Annotated in this window: 21 protein-coding genes; 19 read left to right on the forward strand and 2 right to left on the reverse strand. The window is 57.0% G+C overall.

Going from position 1 to position 24227, the window contains the following annotated elements:
• Nucleotides 1-320: 320 nt before the first annotated feature.
• Nucleotides 321-1460, reverse strand: coding sequence for a tRNA epoxyqueuosine(34) reductase QueG (gene queG, locus V7Q49_RS20305; RefSeq protein WP_333854736.1), 1140 nt, complete (start codon nucleotides 1458-1460; stop codon nucleotides 321-323).
• Here queG and nnr point away from each other — a divergent pair.
• The 9 genes from nnr (at nucleotide 1459) to hflC (ending at nucleotide 11722) form a co-directional block, all read left to right on the forward strand.
• Nucleotides 1459-2985, forward strand: coding sequence for a bifunctional ADP-dependent NAD(P)H-hydrate dehydratase/NAD(P)H-hydrate epimerase (gene nnr, locus V7Q49_RS20310; RefSeq protein WP_333854737.1), 1527 nt, complete (start codon nucleotides 1459-1461; stop codon nucleotides 2983-2985). The two genes, queG and nnr, sit on opposite strands and share 2 nt — an antisense overlap.
• A complete protein-coding gene (gene tsaE / locus V7Q49_RS20315) occupies nucleotides 2978-3439 on the forward strand; it encodes a tRNA (adenosine(37)-N6)-threonylcarbamoyltransferase complex ATPase subunit type 1 TsaE (protein WP_333854738.1) in 462 nt (153 codons plus the stop codon). Before nnr ends, tsaE begins: the two co-directional genes overlap by 8 nt.
• A gap of 16 nt (nucleotides 3440-3455) precedes the next feature.
• Entirely contained in the window at nucleotides 3456-4790 is a 1335-nt protein-coding gene (amiB, locus tag V7Q49_RS20320) for an N-acetylmuramoyl-L-alanine amidase AmiB (protein WP_333854739.1), read from the forward strand.
• A gap of 9 nt (nucleotides 4791-4799) precedes the next feature.
• Nucleotides 4800-6647, forward strand: coding sequence for a DNA mismatch repair endonuclease MutL (gene mutL / locus V7Q49_RS20325; protein ID WP_333854740.1), 1848 nt, complete (start codon nucleotides 4800-4802; stop codon nucleotides 6645-6647).
• Nucleotides 6640-7590, forward strand: coding sequence for a tRNA (adenosine(37)-N6)-dimethylallyltransferase MiaA (gene miaA / locus V7Q49_RS20330; protein ID WP_333854741.1), 951 nt, complete (start codon nucleotides 6640-6642; stop codon nucleotides 7588-7590). The genes mutL and miaA overlap by 8 nt, the downstream gene beginning before the upstream one ends.
• A gap of 85 nt (nucleotides 7591-7675) precedes the next feature.
• Nucleotides 7676-7984, forward strand: a complete 309-nt coding sequence (gene hfq / locus V7Q49_RS20335) for an RNA chaperone Hfq (RefSeq protein WP_032616179.1) — start codon at nucleotides 7676-7678, stop codon at nucleotides 7982-7984.
• 77 nt (nucleotides 7985-8061) lie between these two features.
• The gene (hflX, locus tag V7Q49_RS20340) at nucleotides 8062-9342 is read left to right on the forward strand and encodes a ribosome rescue GTPase HflX (RefSeq protein ID WP_333854742.1); all 1281 of its coding nucleotides are present in this window, start codon (nucleotides 8062-8064) and stop codon (nucleotides 9340-9342) included.
• A gap of 116 nt (nucleotides 9343-9458) precedes the next feature.
• A complete protein-coding gene (gene hflK / locus V7Q49_RS20345) occupies nucleotides 9459-10718 on the forward strand; it encodes an FtsH protease activity modulator HflK (protein WP_333854743.1) in 1260 nt (419 codons plus the stop codon).
• A gap of 2 nt (nucleotides 10719-10720) precedes the next feature.
• Nucleotides 10721-11722, forward strand: coding sequence for a protease modulator HflC (hflC, locus tag V7Q49_RS20350; RefSeq protein WP_106994046.1), 1002 nt, complete (start codon nucleotides 10721-10723; stop codon nucleotides 11720-11722).
• A 68-nt stretch (nucleotides 11723-11790) separates the two neighbouring features.
• Here hflC and V7Q49_RS20355 read toward each other — a convergent pair whose 3' ends face one another.
• The gene (locus tag V7Q49_RS20355) at nucleotides 11791-12084 is read right to left on the reverse strand and encodes a hypothetical protein (RefSeq protein WP_333854744.1); all 294 of its coding nucleotides are present in this window, start codon (nucleotides 12082-12084) and stop codon (nucleotides 11791-11793) included.
• A 365-nt stretch (nucleotides 12085-12449) separates the two neighbouring features.
• Between V7Q49_RS20355 and V7Q49_RS20360 the strand changes: the two genes are divergently transcribed.
• The 10 genes from V7Q49_RS20360 to V7Q49_RS20405 all read left to right on the forward strand — a co-directional run bounded on the left by V7Q49_RS20360 (nucleotide 12450) and on the right by V7Q49_RS20405 (nucleotide 24215).
• Entirely contained in the window at nucleotides 12450-13748 is a 1299-nt protein-coding gene (locus V7Q49_RS20360; RefSeq protein WP_166181386.1) for an adenylosuccinate synthase, read from the forward strand.
• Between the two features lie 192 nt (nucleotides 13749-13940).
• Entirely contained in the window at nucleotides 13941-14366 is a 426-nt protein-coding gene (gene nsrR / locus V7Q49_RS20365; protein WP_333854745.1) for a nitric oxide-sensing transcriptional repressor NsrR, read from the forward strand.
• 38 nt (nucleotides 14367-14404) lie between these two features.
• Entirely contained in the window at nucleotides 14405-16846 is a 2442-nt protein-coding gene (gene rnr / locus V7Q49_RS20370; RefSeq protein WP_333854746.1) for a ribonuclease R, read from the forward strand.
• A 219-nt stretch (nucleotides 16847-17065) separates the two neighbouring features.
• Nucleotides 17066-18070: a D-cysteine desulfhydrase gene (locus tag V7Q49_RS20375; protein WP_333854747.1), complete on the forward strand. Its 1005-nt coding sequence runs from the start codon at nucleotides 17066-17068 to the stop codon at nucleotides 18068-18070.
• Nucleotides 18063-18770 (forward strand): aspartate/glutamate racemase family protein, encoded by a 708-nt coding sequence (locus tag V7Q49_RS20380; RefSeq protein WP_333854748.1) that lies wholly within the window; start codon nucleotides 18063-18065, stop codon nucleotides 18768-18770. Before V7Q49_RS20375 ends, V7Q49_RS20380 begins: the two co-directional genes overlap by 8 nt.
• A 41-nt stretch (nucleotides 18771-18811) precedes the next feature.
• Nucleotides 18812-19819, forward strand: a complete 1008-nt coding sequence (locus tag V7Q49_RS20385) for a taurine ABC transporter substrate-binding protein (protein ID WP_333854749.1) — start codon at nucleotides 18812-18814, stop codon at nucleotides 19817-19819.
• Nucleotides 19816-20586, forward strand: a complete 771-nt coding sequence (locus V7Q49_RS20390; protein ID WP_333854750.1) for an ABC transporter permease — start codon at nucleotides 19816-19818, stop codon at nucleotides 20584-20586. Before V7Q49_RS20385 ends, V7Q49_RS20390 begins: the two co-directional genes overlap by 4 nt.
• Nucleotides 20586-21362 carry an ABC transporter ATP-binding protein gene (locus V7Q49_RS20395; RefSeq protein WP_333854751.1) on the forward strand — a complete coding sequence of 259 codons (777 nt, stop codon included), beginning with the start codon at nucleotides 20586-20588 and terminating at the stop codon, nucleotides 21360-21362. The genes V7Q49_RS20390 and V7Q49_RS20395 overlap by 1 nt, the downstream gene beginning before the upstream one ends.
• A 53-nt stretch (nucleotides 21363-21415) precedes the next feature.
• Nucleotides 21416-22630: a M20 family metallopeptidase gene (locus V7Q49_RS20400; protein WP_333854752.1), complete on the forward strand. Its 1215-nt coding sequence runs from the start codon at nucleotides 21416-21418 to the stop codon at nucleotides 22628-22630.
• Nucleotides 22631-22652: 22 nt separating this feature from the next.
• Complete coding sequence (locus V7Q49_RS20405) at nucleotides 22653-24215, forward strand: ABC transporter substrate-binding protein (protein ID WP_333854753.1); 1563 nt, start codon at nucleotides 22653-22655, stop codon at nucleotides 24213-24215.
• Nucleotides 24216-24227 lie beyond the last annotated feature (12 nt).

The raw sequence follows: 24227 nt of genomic DNA on the forward strand, positions 1-24227 counted from the left end.
CGACCTTGCCAAGGTCGGGGTCGCGAGTTCGAGTCTCGTTTCCCGCTCCAAATTTTTTCTCCTCCTCCAGATATCCACCGCGGAAAGCCCCGCCGGGGATGATTTGTTTCATTTCTGACAAACTCTTCTTAACAGACTTATCCACAGCTTTGTCTTTTTTCAGCGAAAAGCCAAATACTTCGCCTGATGAATAGTAACTTTATAATCTGTTGAAAATAATAAAGAAAATTTCATTTCAAAATGTTAAGTCGATCACTTGACCTGTAGCCGGGCCCAGAGTACTTCTGACTTTTGAATTTTATTCACAGCCTGTGGAAACATCATGCATCGCGTGGCAGCCCTTTTTCGACCACCCGTACCAGCCTGATTTTCTGCGGTAATTGCACCTCTACCACGCAGGCATTTCGTTTGGCGATTTGCTGCGCAACCGCCCACTCTATGTGTTCATCAAGAAGTGGGTGCTCACCTCTGCGACTTTCCAGCGCCTGAAGATTGGCCTCGTCCCAGGGGGCATTTCCCAGCGCGACCGCGATATTTCGCAGCCAGCGCAGATGCCCGATGCGGCGAATCGCCGAACCTTCCGTTACTTTCAAAAACCAGGCTTCGCTCCAGGCAAACAGCTCAATGAGCGGCGGGGCGTGCAGGGCTTTACGCGGGCTGAAGTCGTCCTCTTCCGTTAACTGTGAATAACGGTTCCACGGGCAGATCAGCTGACAATCATCGCAGCCATAAATGCGATTGCCGATTAACGGCCGAAACTCTTCCGGGATCGCCCCTTCAAGTTCGATGGTCAGATAGGAGATGCAGCGGCGGGCATCGACGGTGTAAGGCTCCACGATGGCCCCGGTAGGGCAGATGGTCATGCAGGCCACACAGCGCCCACAGCCGTCCTCGACCGGTTTATCCACCGGCAGGGGGAGATCGATCAGCAGTTCACCGAGAAAGAAGAAAGAGCCGGCGTCGCGGCTGAGGATAAGTGAGTGCTTACCTGTCCAGCCAAGCCCGGCTTTTTCAGCCAGCGGGCGCTCAAGTACAGGCGCAGAATCGACAAAGGGTCTAAAATTCAGCGTGGCGCATTGCTGCTGGATCATTTCCCCAAGCTTTTTGAGCCGGTTACGCAACAGCTTATGATAATCACGCCCCAGGGCATAACGGCTGACATATCCCAGCGTGGGGTCTTTCAGCGTACTGGCAAAGGCGGCCCGGGCGGGAAGGTAGTTCATACGCACGCTGATCACGCGCAGGGTCCCTGGCAACAGTTCATGCGGGCGGGCGCGCATCATGCCGTGACGCGCCATCCACTCCATCTCGCCGTGGTATTGATTATCCAGCCATGCCTGGAGCTTTGGCTCACTGGCAGAGAGATCGGTATCGGTGATACCCACGTGTTGAAAACCAAGCTCAGCGCCCCACTGTTTAATGTTTTGCGCTAACTGATTGAGATCGAGGGGCTGTGACATGACGGACCATACTGTGAAGAAAAACCCCGCAAGTATACCACACTCTGTCTGGCCCGCGGAGGCGGTACGTCGCGTCGAGAAAGAGGCGGCAGACAGCATTGGCATGACGCTTTATGAGCTAATGCAGCGCGCGGGTGAGGCGGCTTTTGCCGTGGCCCGCACGGCGTATCCGCAGGCCAGACACTGGCTGGTCCTGTGCGGCCATGGCAATAACGGCGGCGATGGCTATGTGGTTGCCCGACTGGCACTTGCCGCCGGGATAACCGTGACGCTACTGGCCCTTGAGAGCGAAAAACCGCTCCCCGAAGAGGCGACGAAAGCGCGGGAAACCTGGCTGGAGGCGGCGGGGGTGATCCACGCCGCGCAGTCGGCCTGGCCTGAAGGTGTCGATCTGATTATCGACGGCCTGCTGGGCACCGGTTTACGCAGCGCGCCACGCGACGAGGTCGCAAAGTTAATCGCCCACGCCAACCATCATTCGGCCCCCGTTGTTGCGCTGGATATCCCCTCAGGGCTGAATGCGCAGACGGGCACCACGCCCGGTGAAGTCATCCACGCCGACCATACGGTAACCTTTATCGCCCTCAAACCCGGCCTGCTGACCGGGAAAGCCCGGGATGTGGTTGGCGAGTTGCACCATAACGCCCTCGGGCTGGAGGGCTGGCTCGCCGGGCAGGAGACCGCCATCAGCCGCTTTGATGCCTCGCAGCTGGCACACTGGCTCCCTCCGCGTCGGCCCACCTCCCATAAGGGCGATCACGGCCGACTGGTGATTATCGGTGGCGACCACGGCACCGCGGGCGCTATCCGCATGACCGGCGAAGCGGCGCTGCGGACGGGCGCCGGGCTGGTACGCGTCCTGACCCGCCGCGAAAGTATTGCTCCGATCGTCACCGCCCGGCCTGAATTGATGGTGCATGAACTTACAGCCCAGGCGCTGGACGACAGCCTTGAATGGGCTGATGTAGTGGTGATTGGCCCCGGACTGGGCCAGGAGCCATGGGGGAAAGAGGCGCTACGGAAGGTCGAGAATTTTCGTCACGCCATGTTGTGGGACGCTGACGCGCTGAACCTTCTGGCAATCAACCCGGATAAACGTCACAATCGCATCCTGACGCCGCACCCCGGCGAGGCCGCGCGCCTGCTTAACTGCAGCGTTGCAGAAATTGAAAGCGATCGCTTACATTCTGCCCAGCGTCTGGTAAAACGTTACGGTGGCGTGGTAGTGCTGAAAGGCGCTGGTACCGTCGTTGCCAGTGAAAGCGGGCTGTCAGGCATCATTGATGCCGGGAATGCCGGCATGGCGAGTGGCGGCATGGGTGATGTGCTTTCCGGTATTATCGGGGCGTTGCTCGGACAGAAGCTGGCGCTTTATGATGCCGCCTGCGCAGGCTGCGTGGCCCATGGCGCAGCCGCCGATCGGCTGGCTGACCAGTACGGCACGCGCGGCATGCTGGCAACCGATCTTTTTGACACGCTGCGGCGTGTTGTTAACCCGGAAATAATTGACGTAGAAAATGATTAATCGAGTGATCCCTTTACCCGACGAACAGGCAACTTTAGATCTTGGCCAGCGCGTGGCGCAGGCCTGCGAGGGCGCAACCGTCATTTATCTGTATGGCGACCTTGGCGCGGGTAAGACCACCTTTAGCCGGGGCTTCTTACAGGCGCTGGGGCATCAGGGAAACGTGAAAAGCCCGACCTATACCTTGGTTGAGCCCTATACCCTGGACAACCTGATGGTGTACCACTTCGATCTTTACCGCCTTGCCGATCCTGAAGAGCTGGAATTTATGGGGATCCGTGACTATTTCGCCAACGATGCCATCTGCCTCGTAGAGTGGCCGCAGCAGGGAACGGGCGTCTTGCCTGACCCGGATGTTGAAATTCACCTGGAGTATCAGGCGCAAGGGCGTGAAGCCCGCGTCACTGCTGTCTCCGAATCAGGAAACGCCATACTGGCCCGGTTAGCCGGTTAAAAGAAGAGATAACGGGATGATTAATCGCGTTAAGAGTTGGTTGATGGCTGCAACGGTGCTGTTTTGTGCGCAGGCCGGGGCGGCAACTTTGTCCGATATTCAGGTATCCAACGGCGACAATCAGGCCAGGATCACCTTCAGCTTTATGGGCGATCCTGAGTATGCGTTTTCGCAGGACGATAAACGCAGCGTCGCGCTGGATATTAAACAGACCGGCGTCATCAAGGGGCTGCCGCTCCAGTTCAGCGGCAACAACCTGGTCCACAGCATTCGTTCCGGTACGCCGAAAGACGATCGGTCCCTGCGTCTGGTGGTCGATTTAACGCAGAACGGCAAGACCCGGGCGGTGAAGCAGCAGAACGGCGCGAACTATATGGTGATCTTTACCATTAACGCCGATGCACCGCCGCCGCCTCCACCACCGCCGGTAGTGGCGAAGCGCGTAGAAGCGCCGGTCGTGGTGCCACGCCCATCAGAGCCGGCCCGCAATCCGTTTAAATCCAGCAACGATCGGATTACCAGCGTCACCAGCAGCAACACGGTGACTCGTCCGGCGGCGCAGGCGCGCCAGGTCAACGGCGATAAAGTCATTATTGCGATTGATGCCGGACACGGTGGCGAGGATCCTGGTGCCATCGGACCGGGCGGTACGCGTGAGAAGAACGTGACCATCGCCATTGCCCGTAAGCTGCGGACCCTGCTGAACGACGATCCGATGTTTAAAGGCGTCCTGACCCGCGACGGCGACTATTTCCTTTCCGTCATGGGCCGCTCGGACGTCGCGCGCCAGCAGAACGCCAACTTCCTCGTCTCTGTCCACGCGGATGCGGCACCGAATCGCGATGCTACCGGCGCATCGGTCTGGGTGCTCTCCAACCGTCGCGCTAACAGCGAAATGGCGGGCTGGCTGGAACAGCACGAGAAGCAGTCTGAGCTGCTGGGTGGGGCAGGTGACGTCCTGGCGAACAGCCAGGCGGATCCCTATCTGAGCCAGGCGGTACTGGATTTACAGTTCGGTCATTCCCAGCGTGTCGGGTATGATGTGGCGACTAACGTCCTGAATCAGCTACAAAGTGTCGGTTCCCTGCACAAACGCCGCCCGGAACATGCCAGCCTGGGCGTGCTGCGTTCGCCGGATATCCCGTCCATTCTGGTGGAAACGGGCTTTATCAGTAATAACGGCGAAGAGCGCCTGCTGGGCAGCGACAGCTATCAGCAGCAGATTGCCGAAGCGATTTACAAAGGCCTGCGTAAGTACTTTGATACGCATCCGCTCCAGTCTGCACCGCAGGGTGGCGCGGGGCAAACTGCCAGCGCGGTATTACCGGGCGAGTCGACCTCGACCAACTAAGGAGATTTCATGCCGATTCAGGTTCTGCCGCCGCAGCTTGCGAACCAAATCGCCGCCGGTGAGGTGGTAGAGCGCCCTGCGTCGGTCGTGAAAGAGCTGGTGGAAAACAGTCTCGATGCGGGTGCGACCCGCATCGACATTGATATTGAACGCGGCGGTGCGAAACTTATTCGCATCCGCGATAACGGCTGCGGGATCAAAAAAGAGGAGCTGGCGCTGGCGCTGGCTCGTCACGCAACCAGCAAAATTGCCTCCCTCGACGATCTTGAAGCCATTATCAGCCTCGGTTTTCGCGGCGAAGCGCTGGCCAGTATCAGCTCCGTCTCCCGCTTAACGCTCACCTCCCGCACCGCAGAGCAGCCGGAAGCCTGGCAGGCTTACGCCGAAGGCCGGGATATGGACGTGACGGTGAAACCTGCTGCACACCCGGTGGGCACTACGCTGGAAGTGCTGGACCTCTTCTACAATACCCCTGCGCGGCGCAAGTTTATGCGCACCGAAAAAACCGAATTCGGCCATATCGACGAGATTATTCGCCGCATCGCGCTGGCGCGTTTCGATGTCACCATTAACCTGAGCCATAACGGCAAGATGATGCGCCAGTACCGCGCCGTGGCGCAGGGTGGGCAGAAAGAGCGCCGGTTGGGCGCCATCTGCGGCACGCCGTTTCTTGAACAGGCGCTGGCCATTGAGTGGCAGCATGGCGATCTGACCCTGCGCGGCTGGGTGGCGGATCCCAAAACGAGCAGTGCAGCTTTTGCCGAGATCCAGTATTGCTATGTGAACGGGCGCATGATGCGCGACCGTTTGATCAACCATGCGATCCGCCAGGCGTGCGAGGATAAACTCGGTGCCGGCGAGCAGCCCGCTTTTGTGCTCTATCTGGAGATCGACCCGCATCAGGTGGATGTGAATGTCCATCCGGCGAAGCATGAAGTGCGTTTTCATCAGTCGCGGCTGGTGCATGATTTCATCTACCAGGGCGTGCTGAGCGTATTACAGCAGCAGGCCGAGCCGACCCTGCCGCTGAGTGAGGTAGAGCCTGCGCCACGTCCCATCCCGGAAAACCGCGTTGCGGCGGGCAGAAACCAGTTTGCTGAACCGGCTGTCGCCCGTGAACCGGCCGCACCGCGCTATGCATCCGGCGGCTCAGCCCCACGGGCATCGGGCGTCAGCTATCCCCATGCCCAGCCTGGCTACCAGAAGCAGGCGGGTGCGGTCTATCGCACGCTGCTGGATACCCCGGCCCCGGCGCAGAAAACAGAAGAGGTTGCGCCTGCGACCTCTACGCTGGAGGGGCATAGCCAGAGCTTTGGCCGGGTATTGACTATCGTATCGCCGGATGCGGCCCTGCTGGAGCGTGACGGTCATCTGGCGCTGCTATCCCTGCCGGTGGCCGAACGCTGGTTAAAACAGGCGCAGCTTGCGCCCGGCCCGCATCAGGCCTGCGCCCAGCCGCTGCTGATCCCGGTGAGGATAAAAATCTCGGCGCAAGAGACGCAGGTCATCCAGCGCTATCAAAAGTCGCTGGCTGAAATGGGCATCGAAGTGGTGACCGAAGCGCACCATGTCACGCTTCGGGCGGTGCCTTTACCCTTACGCCAACAAAATTTACAAAACTTGATTCCTGAACTGATAGGCTACCTGGCGCAACAAACGACGTTTGATGCCGCCAACACCGCGCAGTGGATCGCCCGCCAGCTGGCCAGCGAACATTCGTCGTGGAGTATGGCGCAGGCAATCACGGTGCTGGCGAAGGTCGAACGCCTCTGTCCGCAGCTGGTGAAAGCACCGCCGGGTGGTTTGTTGCAACCTGTAGATCTACAAACGGCTAAGAACGCCCTGAAAAATGAGTGACTTGAGTAATACCAGCCTGCCTAAGGCGATATTTTTGATGGGGCCAACGGCCTCCGGTAAAACTGCGTTAGCCATTGAGTTACGTAAAGTTTTGCCAGTAGAGTTGATTAGCGTTGATTCCGCCCTTATTTATCAGGGGATGGATATTGGTACGGCAAAGCCTGACGCAGATGAATTACGCGCGGCACCGCACCGATTACTGGATATTCTCGACCCGGCGCAGGCTTACTCAGCGGCAGATTTTCGTCGCGATGCGCTGGCACAGATGGCAGAGATCACCGCAGCAGGGCGTATTCCCCTGTTAGTGGGTGGAACAATGCTCTATTTCAAGGCCTTACTGGAAGGGTTATCGCCATTGCCATCGGCAGACCCGGCGGTAAGAGCAAAGATTGAGCAACAGGCGGCAGAGCAGGGATGGGGTGCGCTGCATGAGCAACTGGCGGAAATCGATCCGGTTGCCGCAGCACGTATTCATCCAAATGATCCGCAAAGGCTTTCCCGGGCACTGGAAGTTTTTTTCATTTCGGGTAAAACTTTAACGGAACTGACGCAAACGTCAGGAGAGGCTCTGCCGTATCAGGTGCATCAGTTCGCCATCGCCCCGGCGAGCCGTGAACTGCTCCATCAGCGAATTGAGCAGCGTTTTCATCAGATGTTAGCTTCAGATTTTGAAGCAGAAGTGCGGGCGCTATTTGCCCGTGGAGATTTGCATACGGATATGCCTTCCATTCGTTGTGTGGGTTATCGCCAGATGTGGTCATACATTGAAGGTGAGATTTCACATGATGAAATGGTTTATCGAGGTATTTGCGCCACGAGACAGTTGGCGAAACGCCAGATAACCTGGTTGCGCGGTTGGGAGGGGATTCACTGGTTAGACAGTGAAAAACCGCAACAGGCGTTACATGATGTATTACAGGTTATTGGTGATATCGCAGACTGAATGTGTACAATTAAGCCGTATCGTGCGCAATTTTTCAGAATCGCAAGGTTCTAAGTACAAAACAAGCATATAAGGAAAAGATAGAATGGCTAAGGGGCAATCTTTACAAGATCCGTTCTTGAACGCACTGCGTCGTGAACGTGTTCCAGTTTCTATTTATTTGGTGAATGGTATTAAGCTGCAAGGTCAAATTGAGTCCTTCGATCAGTTCGTGATCCTGTTGAAAAACACGGTCAGCCAGATGGTCTACAAGCACGCGATTTCTACTGTTGTTCCGTCTCGCCCGGTATCTCATCACAGCAATAACGCTGGCGGCGGCTCCAGTAACTACCATCATGGCAGCAACGCGCAGGGTTCTTCTGCGCCTGCGCAGGACAGTGAAGAAACCGAATAAGGTTACTGGCTGTTATTTCCATATCGGGGAGCCAGATTTTCTGCGTTCCCCGCTGATCATTTTTGAGAGGTTTACGCTTGTTTGACCGTTATGATGCCGGTGAGCAGGCGGTGCTGGTACACATCTATTTTTCGCAAGACAAAGATATGGAAGATCTCCAGGAGTTTGAAGCTCTGGTCTCTTCCGCCGGTGTCGAAGCAATGCAGGTGATTACCGGTAGCCGTAAAGCGCCGCACCCAAAGTATTTTGTTGGTGAAGGTAAAGCAGTAGAGATTGCGGATGCCGTAAAAGCGACTGGCGCATCGGTCGTGCTTTTTGATCACGCCCTGACACCGGCCCAGGAACGCAACCTGGAACGTCTGTGCGAATGCCGTGTTATCGATCGGACGGGTTTGATTTTAGACATTTTTGCTCAACGTGCGCGTACCCATGAAGGGAAACTGCAGGTTGAGCTGGCGCAGTTGCGCCATCTGGCAACGCGCCTGGTGCGCGGCTGGACACACCTTGAAAGACAGAAAGGCGGGATTGGTTTGCGCGGCCCGGGTGAAACCCAGCTCGAAACCGACCGTCGCTTGCTGCGTGGGCGTATAACCCAGATCCTCTCTCGGCTGGAAAAAGTTGAGAAGCAACGTGAGCAGGGGCGCCGCTCTCGACAGAAAGCAGACATTCCGACGGTGTCGCTTGTCGGTTATACCAACGCCGGTAAATCCACCCTGTTTAACCAGATTACTGAGGCCCAGGTGTATGCCGCAGACCAGCTGTTTGCGACCCTGGATCCGACGCTGCGCCGCATTGATGTGACGGACGTCGGTGAAACCGTGCTGGCGGATACCGTTGGGTTTATCCGTCATCTGCCGCACGATCTGGTGGCCGCGTTCAAAGCCACCCTGCAGGAGACCCGCCAGGCGACGTTGCTGCTGCACGTGATTGACGCCGCGGATGTACGTCTGCAGGAAAACATTGATGCAGTGAATATCGTGCTGGAAGAAATTGACGCGCACGAGATCCCAACGCTGCTGGTGATGAACAAAATCGATATGCTGGACGGTTTCGAGCCGCGTATCGACAGGAATGAAGAGAACATACCGATTCGGGTCTGGCTTTCTGCCCAGACCGGGGTCGGTGTACCACTGCTTTTCCAGGCCTTAACAGAACGTCTTTCCGGTGAAGTGGCTCAGCACACGCTGCGTCTGCCACCCGAGGAAGGTAGACTGCGCAGCCGTTTTTATCAGCTTCAGGCGATAGAAAAAGAGTGGATGGAGGATGACGGCAGCGTGGGGTTGCAAGTGCGTATGCCGATCGTTGACTGGCGTCGCCTCTGTAAACAAGAACCTGCGCTGGTCGACTACGTCGTCTGACCGGAAAGGAGATGCCTGAAGGTTTTTGCCCTTTGGGATACCCAAATCGCTATGGATGTTTCGGCATGCCAGGCGCTTGAAGGTATATCACCGCATAACAAATATGGAGCACATACATGGCGTGGAATCAGCCCGGTAATAACGGACAAGACCGCGACCCGTGGGGGAGCAGCAATAATCAAGGCGGCAACTCCGGGGGAAATGGCAACAAAGGTGGTCGCGAGCAGGGGCCACCCGATCTGGATGATATCTTCCGCAAGCTGAGTAAAAAGCTGGGCGGACTTGGCGGTGGTAAAGGCACTGGCGGCGGCACGACTGGCCAGGGGCCGCGTCCTCATATGGGCGGTCGTGTAGTGGGCATTGTTGCGGCAGCTGCCGTGATTATCTGGGCTGCCAGCGGGTTCTACACTATCAAAGAAGCCGAGCGCGGTGTTGTCACCCGTTTTGGTAAATTCAGCCATCTGGTTGAGCCGGGCCTGAACTGGAAGCCAACCTTTATCGATGACGTCACTGCAGTGAACGTTGAGTCGGTACGTGAACTGGCGGCATCCGGCGTGATGCTGACGTCTGACGAAAACGTGGTGCGCGTTGAGATGAACGTGCAGTATCGCGTGACTGATCCACAGCACTATCTGTTTAGCGTGACCAGTGCTGACGACAGCCTGCGTCAGGCTACCGACAGCGCCCTGCGTGGCGTGATCGGTAAATACACCATGGACCGTATTCTGACCGAAGGTCGTACCGTTATTCGTAGCGATACCCAGCGCGAGCTGGAAGAGACCATTCGTCCGTACAACATGGGTATTACCCTGCTGGACGTCAACTTCCAGGCTGCACGTCCGCCGGAAGAGGTGAAAGCGGCGTTTGACGATGCGATTGCGGCCCGTGAAAACGAACAGCAGTACATCCGTGAAGCGGAAGCGTACATCAACGAAGTACAGCCGCGTGCAAACGGTCAGGCACAGCGTATTCTTGAAGAAGCGCGCGCCTATAAGACTCAGACCATCCTCGAAGCTCAGGGTGAAGTGGCGCGTTTCGCGAAGCTGCTGCCTGAATATAAAGCCGCGCCGGAAATTACCCGCGAGCGTCTCTATATCGAGACCATGGAGAAAGTGCTGAGCCATACCCGTAAGGTACTGGTGAATGACAGCAAAAATGGCAACCTGATGGTGCTGCCACTGGATCAGATGCTGAAAGGCGGTAACGCCGCTGGCGCGAAGAGCGACACCAGCGGGGCGAACAACCTGCTGCGTCTGCCACCGGCGTCAACAGGCAATGCCAGCGCAAATAGCACCTCTTCTACAAACGATGGTGACATCATGGACCAACGCCGCGCCAACGCGCAGCGTAACGACTACCAGCGTCAGGGGGAATAACGATGCGTAAGTCAGTTATTGCGATCATCATCATCGTGCTGGTCGTGCTTTATACCTCTATTTTTGTGGTTAAAGAGGGCGAGCGCGGAATTACCCTGCGTTTTGGCAAAGTCCTGCGTGACAGCGAAAACAAACCGCTGGTTTACGAGCCGGGTCTGCACTTTAAGATCCCGATGATCGAATCGGTTAAAACCCTGGATGCCCGTATTCAGACCATGGATAACCAGGCCGATCGCTTTGTGACCAAAGAGAAGAAAGACCTGATCGTCGACTCATATATCAAGTGGCGCATCAGCGATTTCAGCCGTTACTACCTGGCGACCGGCGGCGGTGACGTCTCCCAGGCCGAAGTGCTGCTGAAACGTAAGTTCTCTGACCGTCTGCGTTCTGAGATTGGTCGTCTGGATGTGAAAGACATCGTTACCGATTCCCGTGGTCGTCTGACCCTGGAAGTGCGCGATGCGCTGAACTCCGGGTCTGCAGGCACCGAAGATGAAGTGACTACCCCAGCGGCTGACGATGCGATCGCCAAAGCGGCTGAGCGTGTTCAGGCTGAAACCAACGGTAAAGTCCCGGTGATCAACCCGAACAGTATGGCTGCGTTAGGTATCGAAGTGGTTGATGTGCGTATCAAGCAGATCAACCTGCCGACCGAAGTGTCCGAAGCGATTTACAACCGTATGCGCGCTGAGCGTGAAGCGGTAGCCCGTCGTCATCGTTCACAGGGTCAGGAAGAGGCTGAAAAGCTGCGTGCAACCGCAGACTATGAAGTGACGAAAACGCTGGCAGAAGCTGAGCGTCAGGGGCGTATCCAGCGTGGTGAAGGTGATGCCGAAGCTGCGAAGCTGTTCGCTGATGCGTTCAGTCAGGATCCGGACTTCTACGCCTTTATTCGTAGCCTGCGTGCATACGAAAGCAGCTTCCAGAGCAATCAGGATGTGATGGTTCTGAGCCCGGATAGCGATTTCTTCCGTTATATGAAGTCACCGACAACCAGTCGCTGATTCCATCACGTTAAAAGTGAAATGGCGCCTTTCAGAGGCGCCATTTTTTTATTACGTCCGGGCGTAAATCAGTTGCCTAACCATTTATTCACCAGGCCACCGATAACTGGCAGGTTTGCCAGGGCGGATTCGATCTTGCCGCCGATGGACGAGCCCATCGATTTACCTAAGTTTTCGCCCAGTTCCGGGGCCAGCGTTGCGAGATTAATGCTCCCAAGCAGTGGTAAATCGACATTCAGTTGTTCGCTACTCATTGCTGCCCATGCCGCCGCTCCCAGTTTGCTGCCCAGGGACGCCAGCCCGTCCTGCAGCCAACCCGCACCGCTTACACATTCAAGTTCAAAGGCTGTAAGTTCTTTCATATTAATCATCCTGATGATTCAGTTATACACCCCTTCTTGGGTGCAACAGAATCCTGACAACCTTTGAAATATACAGCAATACCAGTGAGTTATGAATTTTACTTCATCATTCCGAATCACATTAATGCATAACAAAAAGCGCTAACTTATTTTGATGAAGTAAAAGTTGCGATCGTTTCAACATAGGCCTTTGGCATCGGTACCGCACCGCTTGTGATAAAAATTGTCTCATCACACAAGATATTGAGGTAATCGTTTAAATGGCGATGAATCCCGCCATTTCGACGAAATTTGTATACAAAAAAAGCTGAACATCATCAAAACCGATGGTAGAATCCATTTTTAAGCAATCGGTGATTTTGAAAATGGGTAACAACGTCGTCGTACTGGGCACCCAATGGGGTGACGAAGGTAAAGGGAAGATCGTCGATCTTCTGACTGAACGTGCTAAATTTGTTGTACGTTATCAGGGTGGTCACAACGCGGGCCATACTCTCGTAATTAACGGTGAAAAAACCGTCCTCCATCTTATTCCATCAGGCATTCTTCGTGACAATGTGACCAGCATCATCGGTAACGGTGTTGTGCTGTCTCCTGCTGCGCTGATGAAAGAGATGAAAGGCCTGGAAGACCGTGGCATCCCGGTTCGCGAACGTCTGCTGCTCTCCGAAGCCTGTCCGCTGATCCTCGACTATCACGTTGCGCTGGACCTGGCACGTGAAAAAGCGCGTGGCGCGAAAGCGATCGGGACTACCGGTCGTGGTATCGGCCCGGCTTACGAAGATAAAGTTGCCCGTCGCGGTCTGCGCGTTGGCGACCTGTTCGACAAAGCTACCTTTGCTGAAAAACTGAAAGAAGTGATGGAATATCACAACTTCCAGCTGGTGAATTTCTACAAAGTTGACGCGGTTGACTACCAGAAAGTGCTGGACGATGTGATGGCGGTTGCCGACATCCTGACCGGTATGGTTGTTGATGTGTCCGACCTGCTGGACCAGGCGCGTAAGCGTGGCGATTTCGTCATGTTCGAAGGTGCGCAGGGTACGCTGCTGGATATCGACCACGGTACCTATCCGTACGTAACCTCCTCTAACACCACCGCAGGTGGCGTGGCTACCGGCTCTGGCCTGGGCCCACGTTATGTGGATTACGTTCTGGGTATCATCAAAGCTTACTCCACTCGCGTGGGTGCCGGTCCGTTCCCGACCGAGCTGTTTGATGAAACCGGTGAGTTCCTCTGCAAGCAGGGTAACGAGTTTGGCGCGACTACCGGTCGTCGTCGTCGTACCGGCTGGCTGGATGCGGTTGCTGTGCGCCGTGCGGTGCAGATCAACTCCCTGTCTGGCTTCTGCCTGACCAAACTGGACGTCCTGGACGGCCTGAAAGAAGTGAAAATCTGTGTTGCCTACCGTATGCCGGATGGCCGCGAAGTGACCACCACTCCGCTGGCTGCTGACGACTGGCAGGGCATCGAGCCGATCTACGAAACCATGCCTGGCTGGTCTGAAACCACCTTCGGCGTGAAAGAGCGTAGCGGCCTGCCACAGGCGGCACTGGATTACATCCAGCGTATCGAAGAGCTGACCGGTGTGCCGATTGATATTATCTCAACCGGCCCGGACCGTAGTGAAACAATGATCCTGCGCGACCCGTTCGACGCATAATCCTTGTTAATGCTGGCCTGCGGGGTAACCCGTAGGCCGGATAAGCGTAGCGCCATCCGGCGATCGCCCTCTGATTCCCGCTTTTACCCCTTTCAGTTTAAATAAATTCGCCGTTGACTATCTGGCTGGTTTATCATCATTAATGAATATCTCTGCGGATATACCGCGATTTACCCTTTTCCTGAGGTTGATGTGCAGTTAACAAGCTTCACCGATTACGGATTACGCGCGCTGATCTACATGGCGTCGTTACCCGATGGACAGATGACCAGTATCTCTGAGGTGACAGAGGTGTACGGTGTGTCCCGTAATCATATGGTCAAAATAATCAATCAACTTAGCCGTGCCGGATACGTTGCTGCCGTCCGCGGGAAAAATGGTGGGATTCGCCTCGGTAAACCGGCACAGAGTATTCGTGTTGGCGATGTGGTACGTGAACTGGAGCCGTTGACTCTGGTGAACTGCAGCAGTGCGTTCTGCCACATTACCCCTGCCTGTCGTCTGAAACAGGCGCTTTCTAAGGCCGTGCAAAGTTTTCTCATGGAGCTGGATAACTACACGCTGGCCGATTTGGTTGAAGAGAATCAACCGCTGTATAAATTATTGCTGGTGGAATGAAGAAAATTTCCACCGGAGATGACAACGGAGGAACCGCTATGTCACAAGATCCTTTCCAGGAACGCGAAGCTGAAAAATACGCTAATCCTATCCCAAGCCGCGAGTTCATCATTGAACACTTAACCAAACGCGAAAAACCCGCAAACCGTGAAGAACTTGCCGTTGAATTAAACATTGAAGGCGAAGAGCAAATTGAAGCCCTTCGCCGTCGTCTGCGTGCCATGGAGCGCGACGGACAACTGGTCTTTACCCGCCGTCAGTGCTACGCCCTGCCAGAACGTCTCGATCTGCTGAAAGGCATCGTTATTGGCCACCGTGATGGTTTCGGCTTCCTGCGCGTCGAAGGCCGTAAGGACGACCTGTATCTCTCCTCTGAACAGATGAAGATGTGCATTCACGGCGATCAGATCCTGGCCCAGCCTTTGGGTGCCGATCGTAAAGGTCGTCGCGAGGCGCGCGTGGTGCGCGTGCTGGTGCCGAAAACCAGCCAGATCGTGGGCCGCTACTTCACCGACGCCGGTGTCGGTTTTGTGGTGCCGGACGACAGCCGTCTGAGCTTTGATATCCTTATTCCGCCGGAAGAGGTGATGGGCGCGCGGATGGGCTTTGTGGTGGTCGTTGAACTGACCCAGCGTCCAACCCGTCGTACTAAAGCGATCGGTAAGATTGTTGAGGTGCTGGGCGATAACATGGGCACCGGCATGGCCGTGGACATGGCGCTGCGCACCCACGAAATCCCGTACGTCTGGCCAAAAGCGGTTGAAGAGCAGGTTGAAGGCCTGAAAGAGCAGGTGCCAGAGTCGGCAAAAGCGGGTCGTGTCGATCTGCGTAACCTGCCGCTGGTCACCATCGATGGCGAAGATGCCCGCGACTTTGATGACGCCGTCTACTGCGAGAAAAAACGCGGCGGCGGCTGGCGCCTGTGGGTGGCAATTGCGGATGTGAGCTATTACGTCCGCACGGGCACCCCGCTGGATGGTGAAGCGCGTAACCGCGGCACCTCGGTCTACTTCCCGTCTCAGGTTGTACCGATGCTGCCGGAAGTGCTCTCCAACGGCCTGTGCTCGCTTAACCCGCAGGTTGACCGTCTGTGCATGGTGTGTGAAATGACCATCTCCACCAAAGGGCGTTTAACCGGCTACAAATTCTATGAAGCGGTGATGAGTTCACATGCTCGCCTGACCTACACCAAAGTGTGGCATATGCTGCAGGGTGATCAGGATCTGCGTGAGCAGTATGCGCCGCTGGTGAAGCACATCGAAGAGCTGCATAACCTCTATAAAGTGCTGGACCAGGCGCGTGAAGAGCGCGGCGGTATCTCATTTGAGAGTGAAGAGGCGAAGTTCATCTTCAACGCCGAGCGCCGCATCGAGCGGATCGAACAGACCCAGCGTAACGATGCGCACAAGCTGATTGAAGAGTGCATGATCCTGGCCAACATCTCCGCGGCACGCTTCGTTGAGAAAGCCAAAGAGCCTGCGCTGTTCCGTATTCACGACAAGCCGACCACCGAAGCCATCACCTCGTTCCGTACCGTGCTGGCTGAGCTGGGCCTTGAGCTGCCGGGCGGCAACAAGCCGGAGCCGCGCGATTACGCCGAGCTGCTGGAGTCCATCAGCGATCGTCCTGACGCAGAAATGCTGCAAACCATGCTGCTGCGTTCGATGAAGCAGGCGATTTACGATCCGGAAAACCGCGGCCACTTCGGCCTGGCGTTGCAGTCTTATGCCCACTTTACCTCGCCGATCCGTCGTTACCCTGACCTCTCCCTGCACCGCGCCATTAAGTATCTGCTGGCACAGGAGCAGGGACACAAAGGCAACACCACCGAAACCGGCGGTTATCACTACTCTATGGAAGAGATGCTGCAGCTGGGCCAGCACTGTTCCATGGCGGAACGCCGGGCGGATGAAGCGACCCGTGACGTGGCTGACTGGCTGAAGTGTGACTTCATGCTGGATCAGGTTGGGAACGTGTTTAAGGGCGTGATTGCCAGCGTCACCGGCTTTGGCTTCTTTGTGCGCCTTGATGAACTGTTCATTGATGGTCTGGTTCATGTTTCCAGCCTGGATAATGACTACTACCGGTTTGACCAGGTGGGTCAGCGCCTGATTGGCGAATCGGGCGGTCAAACCTATCGTCTGGGCGATCGCGTGGAAGTGAAGGTTGAAGCCGTCAATATGGACGAGCGTAAGATTGATTTCAGCCTGATCTCCAGCGAACGTGCGCCGCGTAACCTGGGTAAAACCGAGCGCGAGAAAGCGAAAAAAGGGGCAGCCGGAAAAACCAGCGGCAAACGCCGTCAGGCCGGGAAGAAGGTAAATTTCGAGCCGGACAGCGCGTTCCGTGGCGAGAAAAAGCAGAAGCCGAAGGCCGCGAAGAAAGAAGCGCGAGCAGCGAAAAAGCCGTCGGATAAAACCCAGAAAATTGCTGCCGCGACCAAAGCGAAGCGCGCAGCGAAGAAAAAAATCGCTGAGTAATACCTCCCTGTAACCCCTTCCAGCCGGAAGGGGTTATTCTTTTTAGCCGTAAGTCATTCCACAACAGAATAGATATTTCCCCGCTCGCCCTTTATTTCCTGCTTAGTTATATTTCAGAAATCGTTATTTATTAATTTTGATTAGCCATCTCATTGCGATGTGTATAGTGAATTTCACTTATTTCTGGTGAATTCATTTCCTGCTTTGCAAGGAGCGTATATGCATCTGGCTCGTTTCCCCCGCGTCTCTCTCGGTCATTTTCCTACTCCACTCGAACCGCTGGAAAATATATCCCGCTTATTAGGTGGACCGAAAATATGGATTAAGCGAGACGATGCTACTGGCCTGGCAACGGGCGGAAATAAAACGCGCAAACTTGAGTTTCTGCTGGCCGATGCCGTGGCGAAAAAAGCTGACGTCATTATTACCCAGGGGGCCACGCAGTCTAACCATGTGCGCCAGACCATCGCCGGTGCGGCACGCCTGGGCTTGCAGGCCAAGGCCCTGCTTGAAAAGCGGGTGACGGATTTTGGCGAAGATTACCAGCGCTCGGGTAACGTGCTGCTCGATCATGTCCTGGGCGGCGAAATCGTTGCCCATCTGCCTGCCGGTACCGACATGCAGCAGGCGATGGAAGAGTACGCAGCTACCCTGCGCGAGAAAGGGCATAACCCCTATGTCATTCCTGGCGGCGGCTCTAACCCCATTGGGGCGCTGGGTTACGTGGCCTGTGCCGAAGAGCTGCTTTATCAGTCCTCCGAGCGTCGTCTGCGCATCGACCATGTGGTGCACGCCACCGGCAGCACCGGCACCCAGGCGGGATTGGTAGCGGGCTTCACGGCCACCAACAGCCATGTGCCCGTGCTGGGCATCAGCGTGCGGGCACCCAAAGCAAAACAGGAAGAGAACGTCTGGAACCTGGCCTCCCGCACCCTCGAATTACTGGGCGTGCCGGGCGAGCTGTCGCGGCATGCAGTCGTCGCGAACAGCGATTACGTGGGGGATGGCTACGGTTTACCGACCGAAGGCACCCTGGAAGCGCTGACGCTGCTGGCGCGTCACGAGGGCATTCTGCTCGATCCCGTCTATTCCGCAAAAGGGATGGCGGGGCTTATCGATCTGATTCGTAAAGGCCATTTCCGTCAGGATGAGAACGTGGTCTTTATCCACACCGGCGGCGCGGCAGGGCTGTTTGGTTATCGCCAGGTGCTTGAGCATGTCTGAGTCGTTTTTGCTCGGCGTGCTGGGGGGGATGGGGCCGCTGGCGACGCTCGACTTTCAGCGTCGGCTGCTTGAGGCCACCCCCGCACAGAGCGATCAGCAGCAGCTGCCCTCTGTGGTCTGGAACGTGCCGCAAATTGCGGACCGGCAAAAAGCGCTGGCGGGCACCGGCCCTTCGCCGCTGCCGCAGCTGATTCACGGCATTCGGGTGCTGAACCAGGCGGGGGCGAGCCATATCGCCATTCCCTGCAACACCGCGCACCACTGGTATGACGCGCTCAGCGAGGTCAGTGACGCCCCCATTTTGCATATTGTAGACGCCACCCTCGCCGCGCTGGAGAAGGCGGAGGAGACGCCGCAGCGGGTGGGAATTATCGCCACCAAAGGCACGCTGGACGCCGGCTGGTATCAGCAAAAGCTGGCCGCTCAGGGCATCGAAGTGATTGAGCCGACGCCTGGTGAGTTAGCGCAGTGGTTTGTGCCGGGCTGCTACGCGGTAAAACGCGGGGCGCTTAAGGAAGGGGGCGAACTCTTGACCCAGCAAGCTCTGGCTCTATTCGCACGTGGGGCGCAAACGTTGATTCTCGCCTGCACCGAAGTGCCGGTTGCGCTCCAGGCCGTTGACGCGCCTTTCCTGCATTTAACCTTCGATCCGGCACAGGCGCTGGCGGAGCGATGTTCGCAGTTATGGCAAGTTAATTAATTACCCCTATTAAAAACCGTATTATTTCACAGGAAAATAAAATGAAGAAAAGTCTCTGCTTATTAATTGCAGCGGGTGGTTTGTGGGCAAATTTCAGTTATGCCGACGCGCCTGCTGAAGTTCGCGTGGCATTCAGCGGCGGTTCCCAGGTATTAATGCTGGCAAAAGCCGACGGCTCGCTGGATAAAGCGTTAAACAGCAAAGTGAAATGGGTGCAATTTGCCTCGGGTGCCGACGCGTTAAATTATTTCGCCAGTAACGCCATTGATATTGCCAACTTTGGTTCAAGTCCGGCTACGGCGGGGATTGTCAGAAAGCTGCCGGTAGAAATTATCGGCGTCTCTGGCGTCATCGCCAGCTATGAGCGCCTGATCGGCAAAGACGGCATTGCCAGCATCAAGGATATCGAAGGGAAACGCGTGGCCTACCCGCCGAACTCGACCGCGCAGTATGCCCTGGAAGCGGCGATCAGCGTCAATAAACTCGACCGCAGCAAAATTACCCTGCTGCCGCTGCGTCCGGCAGAGATGGTCGCTGCCTGGAAACGGGGTGATATTGATGCGGGCTACGTCTGGGCACCGTTTGCTCAGGAGCTGGAGTCCTCCGGCGGGCATCAGGTGTTTGCCACCAAAGATCTGCAGAAAGATGGCTATCTGATCTACAACAACTACGTGGTGCGCAAGGCTTTTGCCGAGCAGTATCCGCAGGCGGTGACCGCTTTCCTGCGCGTGCATCAGCAAAAAGTCGACGAGTTTAAGAAAGACCCGGAACGTGCCGCGGCGATTGTCGCCAAAGAAGTGGGGGCTCCGGTGACCACCGCCGCGAATACCCTTGGTGGGCTGGAGTACCCGACCCTGGCGCAGCAGGGCACCGCAGACTGGCTGGGTAACGGTACCCAAACCACCGACAGCGGCATTGGCAAAGCGCTGACCAAAACCTCCAGCTTCCTGGCGGGCATCGGTGAGATCCGTAAACGTGATATTCCGGCCAACTGGGATACGGCGATTGAGTCACGCTACATTCGCGATGCGGCGGTAGCAGCGCAATGAGATTGAGTCACCATATCGCCATCAGCATCCTGTCGGTGGCGGTTTTCTTTATTGTCTGGCAGGTGGCGGCCACGCAGCAGTGGGTGGATCCCCTGCTGCTGCCCTCGCTCACCGATATCGGCCTGACCACGGAAGAGCTGCTGGCCGATGGCTATCGTCAGGTGCCGCTCTGGGAGCATATCGCGGTCAGCCTGGCGCGTGCGCTTAGCGCCTTTGCCGTGGCAATCGCCATTGGTATTCCCCTTGGGCTGCTGATGGGGCTGTCGGACGGCCTTGCCGCCGTACTCAACCCGTTCGTCCAGTTCCTGCGCCCGTTGCCTAAAATCGCGCTCATCCCTCTGGCCGTCGTCTGGCTGGGTATTGGCGAAGCCTCGAAATTCTTCCTGATCTTTATCGCCACCTTCCTGAGCGTGGTGGTGGGTGCCGCCGCCGCGGTGGATCGCATTGGCCGCTCGCGGATCCGCGTGGCGCAAACCCTGGGCGCCTCGCGTAAGCAGATCTTCCTGCGTGTCGTGCTGCCGGATGCGCTGCCGGATCTCTTCACCACCGTCAGGCTGTCGATTGGTATCGGCTGGACGTCGTTGATTGCGGCGGAGATGGTGGCGGCCAGCTCTGGCCTTGGCTGGATGGTGATCAACGCCAGCGCCTATCTGCGCACCGATATCGTCATGCTCGGCATTTTGCTGCTGGGCGGCATTGGTTACGTTCTGGATCTCTTACTGCTGGGGCTGCAGCGGCTGATTGTGCCCTGGGCGGGGAAAGAATAATGAGTGCTATCACGCTGGAAAATGTTTCGCTCTCTTTTGCGGCGAAACCGCAGCCCTTCAGGGTGCTGGAAGATATTAACCTTTCCCTGAGCAAGGGGGAGTTTGTGGTGCTGCTGGGGCCGTCCGGCTGCGGTAAATCCACCATTCTGAACCTGGTGGCCGGCTTTAATAAGCCGGATCGCGGGCGGGTGGTGGCGGGTGGGAAACCGGTGCGCGAGCCGGGCCCGGACCGCGGGATGATCTTCCAGCAGCCGAACCTGTTTCCGTGGCTGTCGGTGCTGGAGAACGTCACCTTTGGCCCGCGCCTTGGCAAACATCGCAAGGATGAAACCAATGCTCAGGCGCAGGGCTGGCTGGAGCGCGTGGGGCTGAAGGGGTTTGAGCATCACGCCCCCTGGCAGCTGTCCGGCGGCATGAAGCAGCGCGTGGCGCTGGCCCGGGCCTGGTTGCCGGAGCCGGAGGTACTGCTGCTGGACGAGCCTTTTGGCGCGCTGGATGCGCAAACCCGTCTGATGATGCAGGAGCTGCTGCGTGAGGCCTGGCTGTCCACCGGCACCACGCTGCTGTTTGTCACCCATGACGTGGAAGAGGCGCTGTTCCTCGCCGATCGGATCCTGATCATGTCGGCAAAACCGGGAAAAATTGTCGAAGAGATCGTCCTGCCGTTCGGGCGTGAACGCGACATCGAGACCCTTGCCGGACACCCGCGCTACGGCGAGATCAAGCATCACGTCCTCCACCGGGTGCGCCAGGAGGCAAAGCGGCATTTAGGTTAAACGCGATTCCCGGTGTCGGGAATGAATCAACTGTCATCACTGAGGTGGAAGCAATGAGCAACAGCGAATTACGAGACCGTCTTGAAACAAGTATTCAGCAGCACCGGGACGAGTATGTGGCGATCGCCAAAGATATTCATGCCCATCCGGAAACCGGCAATAACGAATATTACGCCAGCAAACTTCTGACGCAGCTGCTGGAAAAGCACGGCTTTACCGTCACCCTGAACGTTGCCGGCCATGAAACCGCTTTTTATGCGGTGAAAGAGAGCGGCAAGCCCGGCCCGACCATTGCTTATCTCGCCGAATACGATGCGCTGATCGATATCGGCCATGCCTGCGGACATAACATCATCGGCGTTACCAGCATTGCCGCGGCGATTGCGGTTGGTGAAACGCTGGCCAGTACCGGTGGCAAAGTGGTGGTGCTTGGCACCCCGGCAGAAGAGGGTGGACTCCGGGGCAAAGGGGGGCCGAACGGCAATGTGAAAGCCCGCTTCGTGGAGCACGGTTTCCTGAAGGATGTCGATGCGGCCCTGATGGTGCATCCGGCGGGCAAAACGCGGCTCTCCGGCCCGTCGCTGGCCAACAATCATCTCTATTTCCACTTCTACGGCAAGCCTTCTCACGCAGGCAGCTCACCGCATAAAGGCGTCAATGCGCTGGATGCTCTGGTGCTGCTTTACAACGGCATCAGCGTGCTGCGCCAGCAGCTGCCGGACGGTATCCGCGTGCATGGCATCATCACAAACGGCGGCCAGGCCCCGAACGTGATCCCGGAATACGCCTCCGCCCATTACTACATCCGCGCCCACACCCGGGAAGAGGTGCTCGCGCTGGAGCCGCGGATCCGCGCCATTGCGGAAGGCGTCGCGCTGGCTACCGGCACCACTGTGAAAATTGAACATCAGGTTGGCCCGCGTGATTTCAATATCAATCACACCCTGAACGACGTCCTGCTGGAGGAGTTTACCGCGGCAGGCGAGAGCGTAGAGCTGAAAGAGAAAGAGGGGCTGGGTTCGACGGATGCCGGGGACATCAGCCACGCCGTGCCGACGGCGCATCCGTACATCAAGATTGGCCCGGACGATCTGATTGGTCACACCGTCGCATTTCGTGAAGCGGCTAACTCTACCCAGGGCTACGACGCGCTGGTAACGGGGGCACAGGTACTGGCCCGCACGGGGTTACGCCTGCTGACCGATGCCGCCCTGCTGCAGGCAGCGAAAGACGAATTCGCCGGGCGTGCCACCACCCAGGCCGCTTAACTTTTACCGGAGCAACATAATAATGAAAATGCTGTTTTCTGCCGCCGCGCTGATGCTGGCGGCGGTTTTACCCCTGGGAAGCGCCCACGCCCAGAGCGTGGATCGCAACGCGACGCTGAATATCGCCTACGGTAACCGGCCGGGCACGCTGGATCCCTATCTGACGACCAACAATGCTACCTCGGATGTGGACAGGCATATCTTCGAAACGCTGTTCACCATCAATGACAAATTTGAGCCCGTGCCGGAGCTGGTGCAGAGTTACACCCTCAGCGACGATCGCAAAATCTACACTCTGGTGCTGCGCGACGGGATCCACTTTCACGACGGCCAGCTGCTGACCGCCGATGACGTGGTGGCCTCCATGAACCGCTGGCTTGCGGTCTCCACCCAGGGGAAAGCTAACCTCGCCGGGGTGCAGTTCAACAAAGTGGATGACAAAACGGTGAGCTTCACGCTGGCGGCTCCGTCGCTCATCACCCTCAACGTGCTGGCCGACGTGAAGAACATCGCCGCCATCATGCCAAAACGCATTATTGACGCGGCGAACAGCGGCAGTAAGCCGGTGACGGAGCTGGTCGGCACCGGTCCTTACAAGCTGGCCGAATTTAAGCCGGGCGACTATCTGCATCTGACCCGCTACGACCAGTATCAGTCCCGCACAGAGCCTGCCAGCGGGCTGTCGGGGCAGAAAAAAGCGGACGTGAAGGATATCTGGTTCCGCTACATCACCGACGAATCGACCCGCCTGGCGGGGGCGATGACCGGGGAGTACGATCTGGTTTTCCAGCTGCCAAAGGACAATATCGACACCCTGAGCAGCGCCCCGGATCTGTCGCTGTTCCAGCCTCAGGGCGGCGGATCGCTGATCACCTATCTGTTTAATAAAAACCAGGGGCCGTTTGCCAACGTGAAGCTGCGTCAGGCGTTTAACCTGGCGCTCGACGTGCATCAGACCCTGCTGGCAGGCTACAGCGATCCGCGCTTCTTCAAAGAAGATCCCTCCCTGGGCTTCCCGGATCAGGTGGACTGGTACAGCGAGGCGGGTAAACCTTATTGGAACCAGCACAAGCTGGATGAGGCGCGCGAGCTGGTGAAGGCGTCGGGCTACAACGGCGAAGAGGTGGTGATCATCGCCACCAAAGAGTACGCCGAGCTGTATAACCTGGCGATTGTCGCCCAGCAGGTACTGAAGCAGATCGGCGTCAAATCCCGCCTGGACGTGTATGACTGGCCAACCGTGTTGCAGCGCCGTCAGGATCCGAAAAACTTCGATCTCTGCGCGCTGGAGTTCTCCATGCGTCAGGTCCTGCATCAGTATCCGTTCCTGGATTCACGGGCGAAATTCCCGGGCCTGAGCAACAGCCCGGAGATCGACAGCGTGCTGGATCAGATCAAGCAGGCACCGTCGCTGAAAGAGGCCAAACCGCTGGTGGATAAGCTGAACGTGCTGAGCTGGCAATATCTGCCGGTGATCGTACTGGGACGCACCACGCCGGATGCGGTGGCGATCAAAAACAACGTGCAGGGCTACCAGGATCTGATTGGCCCGATCCTGTGGAACGTTAGCGTAACCAAACCCTGACGGGAGAAGGCG

This window comes from Leclercia sp. (assembly GCF_036780805.1).
Taxonomy (GTDB): Bacteria; Pseudomonadota; Gammaproteobacteria; order Enterobacterales; family Enterobacteriaceae; genus Enterobacter.

Bases quoted from the DNA above. Each gene is read 5' to 3' on its own strand.
- V7Q49_RS20400 (WP_333854752.1), top strand. From the start codon at position 21,416: ATGAGCAACAGCGAATTACGAGACCGTCTTGAAACAAGTATTCAGCAG.
- V7Q49_RS20405 (WP_333854753.1), top strand. From the start codon at position 22,653: ATGAAAATGCTGTTTTCTGCCGCCGCGCTGATGCTGGCGGCGGTTTTA.
- mutL (WP_333854740.1), top strand. From the start codon at position 4,800: ATGCCGATTCAGGTTCTGCCGCCGCAGCTTGCGAACCAAATCGCCGCC.
- queG (WP_333854736.1), bottom strand. From the start codon at position 1,460: ATGTCACAGCCCCTCGATCTCAATCAGTTAGCGCAAAACATTAAACAG.
- hflC (WP_106994046.1), top strand. From the start codon at position 10,721: ATGCGTAAGTCAGTTATTGCGATCATCATCATCGTGCTGGTCGTGCTT.
- V7Q49_RS20360 (WP_166181386.1), top strand. From the start codon at position 12,450: ATGGGTAACAACGTCGTCGTACTGGGCACCCAATGGGGTGACGAAGGT.
- V7Q49_RS20385 (WP_333854749.1), top strand. From the start codon at position 18,812: ATGAAGAAAAGTCTCTGCTTATTAATTGCAGCGGGTGGTTTGTGGGCA.
- V7Q49_RS20395 (WP_333854751.1), top strand. From the start codon at position 20,586: ATGAGTGCTATCACGCTGGAAAATGTTTCGCTCTCTTTTGCGGCGAAA.
- miaA (WP_333854741.1), top strand. From the start codon at position 6,640: ATGAGTGACTTGAGTAATACCAGCCTGCCTAAGGCGATATTTTTGATG.
- V7Q49_RS20375 (WP_333854747.1), top strand. From the start codon at position 17,066: ATGCATCTGGCTCGTTTCCCCCGCGTCTCTCTCGGTCATTTTCCTACT.
- hfq (WP_032616179.1), top strand. From the start codon at position 7,676: ATGGCTAAGGGGCAATCTTTACAAGATCCGTTCTTGAACGCACTGCGT.
- tsaE (WP_333854738.1), top strand. From the start codon at position 2,978: ATGATTAATCGAGTGATCCCTTTACCCGACGAACAGGCAACTTTAGAT.
- V7Q49_RS20355 (WP_333854744.1), bottom strand. From the start codon at position 12,084: ATGAAAGAACTTACAGCCTTTGAACTTGAATGTGTAAGCGGTGCGGGT.
- V7Q49_RS20390 (WP_333854750.1), top strand. From the start codon at position 19,816: ATGAGATTGAGTCACCATATCGCCATCAGCATCCTGTCGGTGGCGGTT.
- nnr (WP_333854737.1), top strand. From the start codon at position 1,459: ATGACGGACCATACTGTGAAGAAAAACCCCGCAAGTATACCACACTCT.
- hflK (WP_333854743.1), top strand. From the start codon at position 9,459: ATGGCGTGGAATCAGCCCGGTAATAACGGACAAGACCGCGACCCGTGG.
- V7Q49_RS20380 (WP_333854748.1), top strand. From the start codon at position 18,063: ATGTCTGAGTCGTTTTTGCTCGGCGTGCTGGGGGGGATGGGGCCGCTG.
- rnr (WP_333854746.1), top strand. From the start codon at position 14,405: ATGTCACAAGATCCTTTCCAGGAACGCGAAGCTGAAAAATACGCTAAT.
- amiB (WP_333854739.1), top strand. From the start codon at position 3,456: ATGATTAATCGCGTTAAGAGTTGGTTGATGGCTGCAACGGTGCTGTTT.